This window comes from Enterococcus sp. E4-223, from assembly GCF_035727065.1.
GTDB lineage: Bacteria > Bacillota > Bacilli > Lactobacillales > Enterococcaceae > Enterococcus_B > Enterococcus_B faecium.
Window position 1 is genome coordinate 305,684 of record NZ_JAPMLH010000002.1, and the last position, 14,368, is coordinate 320,051.

At 36.5% G+C, this 14,368-nt stretch carries 16 protein-coding genes and 1 other RNA gene; 12 read left to right on the forward strand and 5 right to left on the reverse strand.

Annotated features, from left to right (window positions below; genetic code table 11):
* The first annotated feature begins 8 nt into the window (after nt 1-8).
* The 8 genes from OS139_RS04190 to OS139_RS04225 all read left to right on the forward strand — a co-directional run bounded on the left by OS139_RS04190 (nt 9) and on the right by OS139_RS04225 (nt 7,432).
* Nucleotides 9-1,265 (forward strand): ABC transporter substrate-binding protein, encoded by a 1,257-nt coding sequence (locus OS139_RS04190; protein ID WP_002331487.1) that lies wholly within the window; start codon nt 9-11, stop codon nt 1,263-1,265.
* Between the two features lie 52 nt (nt 1,266-1,317).
* The gene (locus OS139_RS04195; protein WP_016628336.1) at nt 1,318-2,214 is read left to right on the forward strand and encodes a carbohydrate ABC transporter permease; all 897 of its coding nucleotides are present in this window, start codon (nt 1,318-1,320) and stop codon (nt 2,212-2,214) included.
* Between the two features lie 64 nt (nt 2,215-2,278).
* The gene (locus tag OS139_RS04200) at nt 2,279-3,094 is read left to right on the forward strand and encodes a carbohydrate ABC transporter permease (protein WP_025479090.1); all 816 of its coding nucleotides are present in this window, start codon (nt 2,279-2,281) and stop codon (nt 3,092-3,094) included.
* Nucleotides 3,095-3,103: 9 nt separating this feature from the next.
* Nucleotides 3,104-3,766 carry a DUF624 domain-containing protein gene (locus tag OS139_RS04205; protein WP_002306326.1) on the forward strand — a complete coding sequence of 221 codons (663 nt, stop codon included), beginning with the start codon at nt 3,104-3,106 and terminating at the stop codon, nt 3,764-3,766.
* Nucleotides 3,767-3,971: 205 nt separating this feature from the next.
* Nucleotides 3,972-5,636, forward strand: a complete 1,665-nt coding sequence (gene alsS, locus OS139_RS04210; RefSeq protein ID WP_002297645.1) for an acetolactate synthase AlsS — start codon at nt 3,972-3,974, stop codon at nt 5,634-5,636.
* Between the two features lie 12 nt (nt 5,637-5,648).
* Nucleotides 5,649-6,359, forward strand: coding sequence for an acetolactate decarboxylase (gene budA / locus OS139_RS04215; RefSeq protein ID WP_002306327.1), 711 nt, complete (start codon nt 5,649-5,651; stop codon nt 6,357-6,359).
* A gap of 129 nt (nt 6,360-6,488) precedes the next feature.
* On the forward strand, nt 6,489-6,986 hold the full coding sequence (locus OS139_RS04220) for a GAF domain-containing protein (RefSeq protein WP_002306328.1): 498 nt from the start codon (nt 6,489-6,491) through the stop codon (nt 6,984-6,986).
* A gap of 185 nt (nt 6,987-7,171) precedes the next feature.
* The gene (locus tag OS139_RS04225; RefSeq protein ID WP_325066808.1) at nt 7,172-7,432 is read left to right on the forward strand and encodes a hypothetical protein; all 261 of its coding nucleotides are present in this window, start codon (nt 7,172-7,174) and stop codon (nt 7,430-7,432) included.
* Nucleotides 7,433-7,793: 361 nt separating this feature from the next.
* Here the strand turns inward: OS139_RS04225 and OS139_RS04230 are convergent, their stop codons facing one another.
* Nucleotides 7,794-8,033, reverse strand: a complete 240-nt coding sequence (locus OS139_RS04230; protein WP_002321266.1) for a hypothetical protein — start codon at nt 8,031-8,033, stop codon at nt 7,794-7,796.
* Between the two features lie 281 nt (nt 8,034-8,314).
* On the opposite strand from OS139_RS04230, the gene OS139_RS04235 reads away from it, so the two are divergent.
* On the forward strand, nt 8,315-8,629 hold the full coding sequence (locus tag OS139_RS04235) for an SdpI family protein (RefSeq protein WP_002331484.1): 315 nt from the start codon (nt 8,315-8,317) through the stop codon (nt 8,627-8,629).
* Nucleotides 8,630-9,061: 432 nt separating this feature from the next.
* Here OS139_RS04235 and ssrA read toward each other — a convergent pair.
* Together ssrA and OS139_RS04245 are read right to left on the reverse strand one after the other, a co-directional pair.
* Nucleotides 9,062-9,428: a transfer-messenger RNA gene (gene ssrA / locus OS139_RS04240) on the reverse strand.
* Between the two features lie 171 nt (nt 9,429-9,599).
* A complete protein-coding gene (locus OS139_RS04245; protein ID WP_002288592.1) occupies nt 9,600-10,373 on the reverse strand; it encodes a Cof-type HAD-IIB family hydrolase in 774 nt (257 codons plus the stop codon).
* 143 nt (nt 10,374-10,516) lie between these two features.
* On the opposite strand from OS139_RS04245, the gene OS139_RS04250 reads away from it, so the two are divergent.
* From OS139_RS04250 to OS139_RS04260, 3 genes are read left to right on the forward strand one after another with little or no spacing between them, the layout of a single operon-like run.
* On the forward strand, nt 10,517-10,867 hold the full coding sequence (locus tag OS139_RS04250) for an SdpI family protein (protein WP_002288595.1): 351 nt from the start codon (nt 10,517-10,519) through the stop codon (nt 10,865-10,867).
* On the forward strand, nt 10,848-11,564 hold the full coding sequence (locus OS139_RS04255; RefSeq protein ID WP_002293942.1) for a response regulator transcription factor: 717 nt from the start codon (nt 10,848-10,850) through the stop codon (nt 11,562-11,564). Before OS139_RS04250 ends, OS139_RS04255 begins: the two co-directional genes overlap by 20 nt.
* Nucleotides 11,564-13,012, forward strand: a complete 1,449-nt coding sequence (locus OS139_RS04260) for a sensor histidine kinase (RefSeq protein ID WP_002302594.1) — start codon at nt 11,564-11,566, stop codon at nt 13,010-13,012. Before OS139_RS04255 ends, OS139_RS04260 begins: the two co-directional genes overlap by 1 nt.
* A 70-nt stretch (nt 13,013-13,082) precedes the next feature.
* On the opposite strand, the gene OS139_RS04265 is transcribed toward OS139_RS04260, so the two are convergent.
* Both OS139_RS04265 and OS139_RS04270 read right to left on the reverse strand, forming a co-directional pair.
* Entirely contained in the window at nt 13,083-13,592 is a 510-nt protein-coding gene (locus tag OS139_RS04265) for a hypothetical protein (protein WP_002331483.1), read from the reverse strand.
* On the reverse strand, nt 13,582-14,307 hold the full coding sequence (locus OS139_RS04270) for a hypothetical protein (RefSeq protein WP_325066809.1): 726 nt from the start codon (nt 14,305-14,307) through the stop codon (nt 13,582-13,584). Before OS139_RS04270 ends, OS139_RS04265 begins: the two co-directional genes overlap by 11 nt.
* Between the last annotated feature and the right edge of the window lie 61 nt (nt 14,308-14,368).

The following is a 14,368-nucleotide window of genomic DNA, read 5'->3' on the forward strand; positions in this document are numbered from 1 at the left end:
CATATATAATGAAGCGATGGAAAAAAATGATGATTGGATCAATAGTTTTGGGAATGTCACTTGTATTTGGTGCTTGTGGTAATCAAGAAGGCAGTAGTGGAGAATCAGCAAATGAAATTACCGTTTCGACATGGAATTATGAAACAACACCTGAATTCAAAGCGCTCTTTGAAGCATTCGAAAAGAAAACGGGAATCAAAGTGAAAGCAGTGGATATTGCTTCAGATGATTATGACACGAAACTTACTACGATGCTTTCTTCTGGAGACACGACAGATGTATTGACGATGAAAAATCTTTTGTCGTATTCAAATTATGCTTTACGAGATCAGTTAGTCGATCAAACAGAACGAATTAGAGAATTAGATACTGCTGCTGAAGGAACATATGAAATGTATGATATCGATGGAAAAACATACGCATTGCCCTATCGAACGGACTTTTGGGTACTGTATTACAATAAGAAAATGTTTGATGATGCAGGAATCGAATACCCAGAAAATCTAACTTGGGACGAATACGAAGATTTAGCAAAAAAGCTTAGTAAAAATGACGGACAAGTTTATGGAGCATATCAACATATCTGGCGTTCAACGATCCAAGCTATTGCAGCTGCTCAAAACGAAGCGAATCTTGTGGAACCAGATTATCGATTTATGGCTGATTATTATGATCGAGCATTGAGGATGCAAAAAGAAGGCGCGCAAATGGATTTTGGCACGGCTAAGTCAACGAAAGTAACCTATCAATCTCAATTTGAAGAACAAAAAGCAGCAATGATGTACATGGGAACTTGGTATATGGCTGGCATACTTGCGAACAAAGAAGCAAATAAGACAGAAGTAGAATGGGGAATTACAGCTATTCCTCAGAAGAAAAAAGGAGAATCGGTCACGACGTTTGGATCGCCAACAGCATTTGCTGTCAATAAAAACTCAAAGAAACAAAAAGCAGCGCAAGAATTTATTGAATTTGCAGCTAGTGAAGAAGGAGCAAAAGTATTGGCAGGAGTAGGAGTAGTTCCTTCATATCGTACAGATGAGATTGATCAGCTTTATTTTAACCTCGCTGGAATGCCAACGGATGAGATTTCTAAAAAAGCTTTTTCTCCTGATGAAATCAAACTTGAATTTCCGATTGATACGCATGGGCCTGCCATCGATAAGATTTTACAAGAAGAACATGACTTGATTTTGGTTGGAGATGAAACGCCGGAAAAAGGAACGGCAAATATGGAGAAACGTGTAGCTGCTGAAAAAGAATAATCATGAAAGGAGAGAAGCCAAGAGATCAAACGCTCTTTGTTTCGTCATCGAAATGGAAAATAGTATAAATAAGAAAGCTACAAATCATTTGCGTAGAAAACGAACGTGGATCGCTTATTCGTTTATCGCCCCGAATTTCATTGGTTTTTTCGTTTTTACATTAATACCGATCCTGTTTTCGCTTGTACTAGCATTTATGAAATGGGATTCTTTTTCAACGCCAGAATTTGCTGGACTAGATAACTTTCGTAAAATGGCCAACGATGAGACCTTTTGGATTTCTTTGAAAAATACTTTTTTATATACCGCTGCTGTAGTGCCCGGCACACTTGTTTGTTCGTTAGGGCTAGCTTTACTACTAAATCAAAAAATTAGAGGGATGAAGCTTTTTCGTACGATATTTTTCTTTCCGTATGTTACTTCTTTAGTAGCAATTGCTGTTGTTTGGAATATGTTGTTTCATCCAACGATGGGACCAATTAATATCTTTTTAAGGCGATTTATTGAACATCCTCCAGGTTGGACTTCAAGTTCAAATTGGGCGCTTTGGGCAATTGTAATTGTCAGTATTTGGCGCGGGATGGGTTATTACATGATTCTGTACCTTGCAGGACTACAAAGTATCCAAAAAGAATTGTATGAAGCGTCTTCACTAGATGGAGCAAACCGTTGGAAACAATTTTTGAATGTGACATTACCTTCGTTGAGACCAACAACCTTCTTTGTAACGATCATGCTTGTCATCAATTGTTTCAAGGTGTTTGACCTTGTGCAAGTGATGACGGATGGCGGCCCTGGTCGAGCGACAAATGTGCTGGTTTACCAAATCTACAATGAAGCATTCAAAAAATTTGATTTTGGTTATGCTTCAGCTATTTCACTTGTTTTGTTCGTAATTGTTTTGGGCGTTACGGTTGTTCAATTTTCTTGGAATAAGCGTCGTACTTAGGAGGTGTGATATGGAAGAGAGTGTTCGAAATGAAAGAAAAAAAGCAAAAATTCGTTCAAAAAACATGCCCTTTATTCAATGGTTGGGTATGATTCTGCTGATTGTATTAGCTTTATTGACGATCATTCCTTTTTTATGGATGGTTTCTGCTTCATTCAAAGCAAATAATGAAGTGTTCACGATTCCGATTCAATGGATCCCTCAAACTTGGCATTTAGAGAATTATCTGGTTATTTGGTCTCGTATTCCTTTAGTGACATTTTTTAAGAATACAGCTTTTTTAAGCGTTGTGATCACGTTGATTCAGTTGTTTACTTCTAGTTTTGCTGCTTACGGGTTTTCTAAACTAAATTTTAAAGGGCGCGATATTTTATTTTTAGCATATATCGGCACGATTGCTGTCCCTTGGCAGTCTTATATGATCCCGCAGTTCATTATGATGAGAAAAGTGGGTTTAACAGATACGTTGTGGTCGTTGGTGCTATTACAAGCGTTCAATGCTTTTGGTGTGTTCTTGTTGAAGCAATATTACAGTAGTATCCCAGATTCTTTATGTGAGAGTGCGCGGATCGATGGCTTATCAGAGTGGGGAATCTATCGCAAGATCATTTTGCCTCTTACAAAACCGGCGATTGCCAGTTTGACGATCATCACATCCGTTAATACATGGAACGATTATATGGGGCCATTCATTTATTTGTCTTCTACGGAAAATAAAACAATCCAGTTAGGGTTGAAAATGTTTATTGGGCTATTTGATGCAGAGTACGCATTAATCATGGCTGCCTCAGTTGTTTCTGTTCTTCCTGTTGCTTTTATATTTTTAGCGATGCAAAAATATTTTGTAGAAGGGATCGCTTCATCAGGAATGAAGGAATAGGAGGCGATTATGAAAGAGCAGCGTTTTGACAAAAATGTTTATATGGAATTCTTTTATTTGTTGTATCAATCATTGGCAAGTAGCCTTTGTTTTTGGTGTGTCAATATCTTGTATATAGCAGCTGCGTTCCTTTTGTCGATAGATGGAAGGAATGTCTTTTCCTTTATTTTTTCTTTACTTTTTATTGGTCCAGGTTGCATCGTGATGATAGGTATGACAGAAGAATTAGCAAAAGAAAAAAGTTTTTCACCAGTACGTTTGTTCATAAAGACGTTTCGCCAATTTTGGCTAAAGGGATTTTTTTATTGGCTATTTGCTTGGATAGTTAGTGTGATAATGATTTTTGATTGTTTCTTTTTTATACGTTTTTCTTATGGAAAATGGTTGATTCCGTTGTTTGTTTTACTTGCTTGTTTATCAGTTTCCTTTAGCATCAACTGCTGGTATTTTCAGGTGAGAAATCCAGCGTCGAAACCAAATCAAGTTCTACGGATAGCGTTCTACTATACGTTGAAAAAATGGTATGTGAGTTTACTAGATTTTTTACTATTGACAAGTTTGTTTCTCTTCTTTTTCGTAAAGCCCCAATGGTGTATTCTACTAGGTCCTTCTATCGTATTTGGTTTGATTTACTTCAACAATCGTAAATTGATGAGAACTATGGATCTGTAGAATTTATAAATTGAAACTTTCAATTAAGAATGACAGTTTTTTATGTAAAAACTGTCATTCTTTTTCATTTTTTGAAACATATGGCTAAACAAATGAAATAAAACGTGCTATACTTCTGAATGAAACAGGTTTAGAAACTGTATCACTTATTTGTGATTATTTCTAACTAATAATTAAAAATAAACCATAAAAAGGACGATGTTCAATGGCTGAAAAAATGAAACAAGGTTCGAAATCTGTAGTAGAAAGTTTGATTAATCATCACGTTGATTATGTATTCGGTATACCAGGTGCAAAAATCGATGGTGTATTTAATGAATTAGAGGATCAAGGTCCTGAATTAATCGTGACTCGTCACGAACAAAATGCTGCATTTATGGCACAAGCAATCGGACGTATTACAGGAGAGCCAGGAGTAGTTATCGCAACAAGTGGTCCTGGTGCTAGTAACTTAGCTACAGGTTTGGTAACAGCGACAGCAGAAGGTGACCCAGTTTTAGCAATTGCCGGACAAGTAAAACGAAGCGATCTATTGAAGTTGACCCATCAAAGCATGGATAATGCAGCACTGTTCCAGCCAATCACAAAATACAGTGCAGAAATTCAAGATCCAGAAACAATTTCAGAAGTGATTGCCAATGCTTATCGTATGGCTAAGAGTTCAAAAAAAGGCGCGAGCTTTATCAGTATCCCGCAAGATGTAGTGGATGCACCTGTCCAAGGTAATGTCATCAAGCCATTGAGCGATCCTAAATTAGGTTCTGCTTCTGCAGATGATATCCGTTACCTAGCTGAACGCATTAGAGAAGCAAAACTACCGGTACTATTAGTAGGTATGCGAGGATCAAGTGAAAAAGAAACGTTAGCCATCAGGCAATTAGTTGAAAAGACAGCATTGCCTGTTGTAGAGACATTCCAAGCAGCTGGAGTGATCTCACGTGAATTAGAAGCGCATTTCTTTGGTCGTGTGGGTTTATTTAGAAACCAACCTGGAGATATGCTTTTGAAACGAAGTGATCTAGTTATTGCAATTGGCTATGATCCAATCGAATATGAAGCAAGAAACTGGAATGCGGAAAAAGATGCGCGGATCATTGTGATCGATGAAGCGCCAGCTGAAATCGATCCTTTTATGCAGCCTGAAAGAGAATTGATCGGTGATATCTCAGCCACTCTTGATTTATTGACAGGTTCATTAGAGCCTCAACAAGTGTCAGAAGATGCAAAAGAATATTTAGCATCTCTTCAAGCAAAATTAACGGAGCGGGACATTGTTCAATCAAAAGGAGAAGCAGGTATCTTGCATCCTTTAGAAGTCATTAATACGCTTCAGTCAAAAGTAACAGATGATATGACTGTTACCGTAGATGTAGGTAGTCATTATATTTGGATGGCACGCCACTTTAGAAGTTATGAACCTCGTCATTTGTTATTCAGTAATGGTATGCAAACGCTTGGTGTTGCATTGCCATGGGCGATTTCTGCTGCATTGGTGCGTCCAAATACACAAATCGTATCAGTTTCCGGCGATGGGGGATTTTTATTCTCTGCCCAGGATTTAGAAACGGCTGTACGTAAAAAATTGAATATCGTTCATTTGATTTGGAATGATGGACACTACAATATGGTAGAGTTCCAAGAAAAAATGAAATATCAACGGGCGTCAGGTGTAGACTTTGGTCCAGTTGATTTTGTGAAATATGCAGAAGCTTTTGGCGCTAAAGGAATCCGAGCTACAAGTGTAGAGGAATTAGAAAAAGCTTTAGAAGAAGGATTTGCGACAGAAGGACCCGTAATTATTGATATTCCGATTGATTACCGTGATAATGAGAAATTGGGAGAAACAATCTTACCAGATCAATTCTATTAAGGAAGTGTCGACATGACTGAAAAAATCTTATACCAGCACGGGACATTAGGAGCTTTGATGGCCGGCTTGATGGATGGAACAGAAACGATTGCTCATATATTAGAAAAAGGAACTCTGGGATTGGGAACATTGCATGGACTTGATGGTGAAGTCATCTTTTTAGATGGCGTAGCTTATCAAGGAAGATCAGATGGCTCAGTTGCCCAATTAGATGGAAGTGAACTTACCCCCTATGCAGCAATTACAGATTTTACGCCAGATACTAGTTTTTCTGTCTCAAAAACTGCAGATGGAGAACAATTGAAAAAAGACATATTAGTAAGAGAAGCCGGGGAAAACCTATTTTTGGCAGTGAAGATAACTGGATTATTCAAAAATATGCACATCCGTATCATGCCGAAGCAAGAAAAACCTTACAGAAGACTAGCAAAAATTTCAGAGTCTCAACCAGAATTCCAACAAAGCAATGTCCAAGGAACATTAGTCGGGTTCTTTACGCCTGAATTATTCCAAGGAGTTGCTGCAGCGGGATTTCACCTGCATTTTATCGATGATACACATACATTTGGCGGACATGTAATGGATTTTGAAGTGGCTGAAGGAAAAGTTGAGATTAGCCGCATCACGTCCCTTGTACAGCATTTTCCAGTTGATGATCCGACTTTTGTTCACGAAACGATTGATTATGCTGATTTAGCAGCAGAAATCCAACAAGCAGAATAGAAAAAGACAGCGAGATGCGTTCAAGGTGATCAACCTGACGTATCTCGTTTTTTTGAGGAGGAAACCTAGCGTTTACAAAAAAACTGAGCTATAATCTTCTCCATAGATCAAAAAGGAGCGGTTTTTATCATGTGGACAGAAAAACAGAAAAAAGATGCATACGAAATTTTATTATTACAGCAACAAGGATTATTAGAAGCAGAAGATAACTGGTTAGCAAATTTAGCAAATTCATCTGCATTGTTGAATGAGACTTTGCCTGAGACTGTCTTTGCAGGATATTATTTATTCGATGGTAATGAATTGATTTTAGGACCGTTCCAAGGGCGAGTTTCTTGCACACGTATCAAGATGGGAAAAGGAGTTTGTGGAGAATCAGCTAAAAAACAAGAAACATTGATCGTTGATGATGTCAAAACCCATGCAAATTACATTTCCTGCGATTCAGCCGCACAATCAGAAATCGTAGTGCCAATGGTAAAAGAAGGTAATTTAATCGGTGTTTTAGATATCGATTGCGGAGTAACGAAAGGGTATGATGAAATCGATCAAGCATTTCTAGAAAAATATGTAGATCTTTTATTAGCAAATTTTAATATAAATGCTTTTTCATTTATTAATAACTAAAATCGTCTATTGAAACAAAAAAGAAGAGAAATCAAGAATAAAAAGAGCCGGAAAGACAGTGGGCATTTCTGTTTTTCGGTTTTTTTATTTTTTTATAAAATCACAAGTGTTATTGTTTTTCATAATCATATTTTAATGGTATTATCATTTTGAATAATGAAAAACACATTAAGGATGGATGAAATATGAATAACGAAACTATCATTTTAGGAAGAAAATATATTTGCCAACCTATTGGCTTGAAACAAAAAGTGGTTGGAGAAGTAATCAGTAAATTAGAAAATTGTGTTGTGATCTGCGTAGACGAATATCATGACGTCGATCGCAATGAAATATTAGAAAAATGCGGAAAAGTAGTGGCAAAATATACTCACATTTATGAGTTGGAAACAACAGAATATCTATATAACTACAGCAATAAATATGAACATACTTTAGTTTCATAAAGATTTAAATAAAGTACCTTCAAAAGCGAGAAGACCAAGCTTTTGAAGACACTTTATTTAGTTGGCAGTGATTGTTCATGATTTTTGATTTATTCAAAAGGTTCGCCTAGAAAATCTGTTTCTGTAACGAGGCCTGGTGGAGAAACTCGATAAAAACCTATACCGCCAGAACTGTCCTATTTTCGGATAGACAAACTAGTAGTTTTAAAAAGATCATCCGATCCAATCATTTCAAAAAATGCAAAACTGATATCAGGATCATTTAGCTCAGGCTTGTTATCGTAAAGCATTTGTAAAGGTTGCATTTAGTTAGGAGTAAACGCGAAACTATCATCATTATTTGCTGAAAAAGATGAAGAAGCTAATTCAGAGTTTGTTTGAAATAAAGGAGACGTGCTGACAGTTTCTTTACCCTGTTTTTTGCAGAGGTAGAAACTTTTATATCGGAAGTTTCTACCGGAGAATTTTTCTCATTTGTAGAAATTGTTGAATCGATACTATTCGAAATTTGCGTATCTGAAGGTATGTTCTTTGATGCAGAAGTCCCACAAGCAGTAAGTAACAATAAATTTGATAAACTGATAAACAGAATTCTTTTCATTATGTACACACTCCTTATAGTATCGTTTAGCATACACCTATGCTCAGTATTAGGCAAAATCAATGCAAAACTATCAAGTCTTTTATAGTATCTATTAGTCTTAGCAATACATGGAGAGGGTGATATCCCAGTTCAAACCAGTTACATTGGTTACCATCTGTATTAACGATTATGCTTCTAAACGCTTTTTTTATGAAAAAATTTATAAGTGAAAACGTAGGTATGATATTATCTAGACGTAATTTTTTTGGGCATTTAAATAGTTGCTAGGAGGATAGCTTTTGGATTTTTACAGTAATTTTATCTTAATAATAGCAATATTATTACTTCTAAATATTTGGTTTTTTGATAAGAGTAGAAATGCAGGGATAGGTTTTAGAACCAAACGAAGTACGTCTTCTGAAAAAAAGTGGGTATTTTCACAGACTATTTTTTACGGAGGGATTATTTCAATCAGTTTACTTTCTTCAACACTTTATTCTTTAAATGTTATAGACGTTTCCATGTCAAATTTTATATCTATTATTGGAATCCTTATTTCTGCAATTATTACACAACTACTTCTTGTGTTTGAAGAGAAGTCAAAAAATAATTAAAGCAATTACGCCTTTTAGTACAAGAATTATTACTTCTTACAAATGTATAGCGAATGAGAAGCCTGCTGTTTTAATTGTTCTAGAAAAACTTTTGAGTGAACAATTATTTTATGTTAGGATGAATTAATTTCTCTAGAGTTTATAATTAAAAAACTTATTTGAAGGAACATACTTAAACCATAACTATGTTTTACCTTTCATTAACTTAACGTTTACCTCAAAAAGAGTGTACGAACAAAAGTTCTTTTTGTAAACCTTAAAATAGATTTTCCTGAATACGTATTGGGGATTTCTAAATGTTTGAATGCTTTTTTGAATGCAAAATCAATGCAAAAAATTTTGCATTTCTCTACTTTTCTCTCCTTGACCAAAATAAAAAAACGTTGATTTAACAACGTTTTTCATACATGTTTATCTGTCTCAACCATACATATATGGAGACGGCGGGAGTCGAACCCGCGTCCAAACACATCGCCACTTAAAAATCTACGTTCATAGTCAACTCATTTAAGGATTCGCTTTACAGCTTGCCGAGTGACAGGCATTCTGTATCGCTAGTCTGATGTTCTCTTTTTCAACTTACAGACGGAAAGTTGAAACGTATCCCACTAAAGTTAGGACCCTTACTCGAGCACATGGGCGATGCCGAGAGGATCTACGCTAACTGTTTTTAGGCAGCTAAAGCGTAAGAGTTGTTTTCGTTTTTAGCAGTTATATTTAACTGTAACGTTTTTACGTAGACGTAACCTACGAAACGCAATTCAAGCTCGACTGTGCCTGTCGAATCCGTAACGTCCCCGTTAGCTAACAAGGGTTACGTGTATTTTTCATACAAAATTAGTATAGCATATATTGGGATAAATTCAATAAAAAAGCGGATCATATCCCATTATTTATATAATAACTGCCCTTTTCTTAAGAAAAAATAAGCGATTTTCCTAAGAAAAGAGGTAGCTTCAAAAAAAAGATCTTAAATCAGATCAAAATACTTCAATGCGTGGACAATTCCGCCTTCTGTATTTTTCTTTGTGATAAAGGTAGAAAGTTCTTTTAATCCGTCATAGGCGTTGCCCATAGCGATTTTGTTGTCGCAAGCTTCCAACAAGGCAAAATCATTCGGACCATCGCCAAATCCAAAAGTAGGAACTTTTTCCAGCTGAAGTTCTTTTTGCAGACGTTTGACACCTGCCCCTTTTGAGATTCCTTTCTTCACTGTATCGATCGAGTAAGGACCATTCCGATAAAAAGTTAGCTCAGGAAAATGTTCGTGATAGTATTCGTCACCTGATTGAGATAAGATCAGCAACATATTTACTGTGTTTTCTTTAAAGCCTAAAGGATCAATTTCCGGAACATCTGAATGAATGAAGTCGTAAGCATTGATCATTGTTTGGCTATGACCGGTACACCAGATTTTCTGATCGTTATAGTAAGAAAGTTCATGACCGTTCAACTGTACATGATCATACATTTTTTGACATTCTTCTGAAGAAAATGTTTGAGAATAGATTTCTTCGCCGTCTACTCGAATGAAAGAACCATTCATGGTGACCGCAGAAGTAATGCCCGCATCTTCCATGATAGAGTGGATTTCTGCTTCTGTACGTCCTGTAGCGATGACGGGGAGAACATTGTTTTCTTTTAATGCGTTCATAGCTTTTGCCACTTCGGGTGTGATTTTTGATTTCGCATCTAGTAATGTTCCATCAAGATCAAAGAAAGTGATTGCACGATAATTTGACACAAATAAAACTCCTTTTTTATTGGAATAAGTTTATCTTAACAAAGAATGAACAAAAGACAAACCTTTCGTGAAGAATTCCTGAACATATTGGTTCAGTCAACAATTTAGAGTATACTATAAGAAGAGAATTTAGGAGGGAAAGAATGATTTTTTTCAGTATTGGTATCTTATTCTTAATAATTGGCAGTCTTTTTCGGATTCTGCCCTCAAAAGGAAATCTGCCTTTTTATGGGTACCATTCGCCTCTTGCCGCAAAAACAGACGCTCATTGGCGGCTGGCTCAAAAGACAAGCGGAAACTGGTTTTTTCTTATGGGCTTACTGATGGCATTGATCGGCTATTATTTAAAGACATCTGGGCATACGAATTATTTTCTGATTGAAATGCTTTTGCTAGTATTTCCAATTATGCCTATTTTTATTATGACAGAAAAGAAATTACAGAAATATGACCTGGAAACTGGAGGGAACGATAATGAATATTTTAATGATTGAAGATAATCAATCTGTTTCTGAAATGATGCAGATGTTTTTCTTAAATGAAGGTTGGGAAGCAACTTTCAAGTATGATGGAAAAGAAGGGCTCGATGCCTTTTTAGAAAACCCACAACATTGGGATATGATTACACTAGACCTGAATTTGCCCACGCTGGACGGTATGCTAGTAGGAAGAGAGATCCGCAAAGTTTCAAGTACTGTGCCGATTATCATGCTGACAGCTAGAGATTCTGAAAGCGATCAGGTGATCGGCTTAGAGATGGGGGCAGATGATTATGTCACAAAACCTTTCAGTCCTCTGACGCTTATTGCTCGAATGAAAGCTTTGCATCGTCGTAGTGAGTTGGCAGAAGCAAGAGAAGAAGCAGCAGTTTCAGATGATCATTTTGATATCGAGACTAGTCATTTCAAGATGAATACGAAAACACGAGAAGCGTATCTGGACAACCGGCCAATTGAAGGACTAACGCCTAAAGAGTTCGATCTATTGTTTACTTTAGCAAAAAAACCACGTCAAGTATTCTCTCGGGAGCAGCTGCTTGAATTAGTCTGGGATTATCAGTACTTTGGTGATGAACGGACAGTGGACGCTCATATCAAGAAATTACGACAAAAAATCGAAAAGGTCGGACCACAAGTCATCCAAACTGTTTGGGGAGTCGGCTACAAATTCGATGATTCTGGTGTTGCCTAATGCGTTATTTGTATCAGCAACTCTTAGCTTTTTGCGGAATGGTCGCGTTGATCTTATTGATCGTTGGAGTTTCTTTTACACAACTGACAAAACAAACGATTGAAGAAAACAATTACCAGCAACTGTTTGGATATGCTGAATCAGTTGAAAAGACAACGCAAACCTATGCCGATACGCTCCCGCAGTTTAGTCAAGATCAGGCGTTTCAAAATGCACTGCTGCTGACAGAGCAAGTACTGACAGAACAAAATGTGAACTTTATATTTATCGATAAAAACGAACGTGTCATTTATCCGACTAATACAGCTTTACTGAATTTTACCTTAACAGCTGATCAATGGAAAAATCTGAGGAATGGACGTCAAGAAAAATTCACATCGAATAAAAATATTTTAGGACAAGCACAGGCGACCTCTTACGCACTTGTGCCATTTAATTTGAATCATGAATTCTATGGAGCACTTGTAGTTAGTCAACCTGCGCGAAATATCGATAACAGCGTTCGTCCAATTACACTGAACCTGTTCAAAGGATTTATTTTTTCCAGTATCGTTGCAGTCATTGCCAGCTATGCTTTTGCAGCATTCCAAGTTAAGCGTATCAATCGGTTAAGGAATGCGACGAAAGAAGTGACGAATGGTAATTTTGATGTACAGCTCCCCGTACATGACAAAGATGAATTTGATGAGTTAGCAGATGATTTCAATAAAATGACGAATTCATTGAAAGAATCTCAAGCAGAAATTGAAGAACAAGAAAATCGTCGAAGACAATTTATGGCAGATGCTTCTCACGAGATGAGAACACCTCTTACGACAATCAACGGACTTCTGGAAGGGTTAGAATACAATGCAATCCCTGAAAATCAGCGAGAAAACGCGATTAAATTGATGAAAAATGAAACAGAGCGTCTGATCCGTTTGGTGAATGAAAACTTGGATTATGAAAAAATCCGTACGAATCAAATCAGTATGGTCATTAAAAAATTCAATGGAACAGAAACATTGAAAAATATTGTTGCACAGTTAGAAGCTAAAGCAGAAGCAGCAGGAGATACATTGACATTGAAAGCCGTTGATGATATTGATGTTTACGCTGATTATGACCGATTTGTCCAAATCATGGTCAATATTATTCAAAACGCGATACAGTTTACTGAAAACGGCCAAATCACGATTACTCTAGAAAAAGGCTATCTTGAAACGATCATCACGATTGAAGATACGGGAATTGGAATGTCTGAACAACAAATGAAAAGTATCTGGGATCGTTATTATAAAGTAGATCCTTCAAGAAAAAATACAAAATATGGTGAATCAGGATTAGGTTTACCAATCGTGCAGCAACTTGTACGCTTGCATAAAGGAAAATTAGAAGTAGAAAGCGAACTAGGAAAAGGAACAAAATTCACTGTTCGTTTGCCTGACGTAGAAATCAAAGAAGAGTAAAAAACAAGCGGTATAAAAGATCATGAATCGATCTTCTATACCGCTTTGTTTTTACTATAAAATGATTGATTTAGCCCGCGGGCTCTAAACGATCAATATAAGGACTTTGGGCAATAGTAGCATCATGAGTAAAGAGTAAGATACCTTGATTTTCTTCATGAGCTAAATAAGAAAGCAAGTGGAGTAGCTCTTGGATCTCCAATACACTAAGTTCATCAAATGTATCTTCAATAACAATATTGTTTCGCTTGGAAAGCAAGGCATGAAGTAATTGCAGCTTTACTTTTTCAAAAGACGTCAACTCAGCTGCCGCACAATTAAGCAAGGAAGAAGAGATATCAAGTTTTTCTTGATAGGCCAAACGATCTTGTTTGATTTCTTTTTCCGGTACATCTAACAGGACATGGTCTTTAAGATTCAGATAAGGAAACATCGGCCAATTTTTTTGGATGATCGCAAAATTATCCAGTTTTGCAACAAGAACCTCTTTTTTCAAGTGCTCCAATATTTTATGCTGTTTTTCGAGAGGACACAAAATAACGGTCAAGTGTTCAGCATGAATCAAATATTCAGGTTTCATTACGTCCAGGCCTCCTACTTTGCAAATGATGGATAAAAAAAGTGAAAGGGAATAGACTAAGAATGAGACAGCATCCACTGAGTCCAATAAGAGTTTGGGCAAATCCCTTAAGTATATCTGTGAAAAAAAGATCATTTTGGAAATCGATGGTAAAAAAAGTCTGTTGATCCATCGGAATTGTCAGTCCGCTTACCGAAGTCAAGATATCACGAATATCTGTCAGTTCAGTAGTCTTTAAGACAAGAAAATTGATCCTTTGAAGAAGCGCTTCATAAACTGACTGGAAGCTGACGATCCACAATAAAACCAAGATACAACAAAGAAAGAGAGGAAAGAACAGCTGCCAGAAAATAAAAAGGAATAATTTGGTTTTAGAAAGACCAGTCAGGCGCCAATTGATCAATTCCTGCTTGTTTTGCCTGACTGAATAGTAAAAGAAAAAGATAAAAAGGAAGGCAAATAGAAAAAATAAACTGAATATGCCTTTTATATAAAATCGGCTAGCTAATTCTAAAGCCGGAAGAAGCTCTGTAGATGCAGAAGCGCCAATAAATGAAAGCCGATCTTGGACTTGATTGGCTAAAGCCGATTGCAAATGGTAAAGAGTCAGGCATGCTATCAATAAAAAAGCAGAAAAGCTTGAAAATAAACAATAGAGTATTGTCTGCTTTTTGTAATAAATTAATCGAGCAGTAGCATAGCGGATTATTTTCATACTTTTCACCTCTATAAAAAGTATAGAAAATGAATATGAATAAAGTATGAAATTCCTTTAG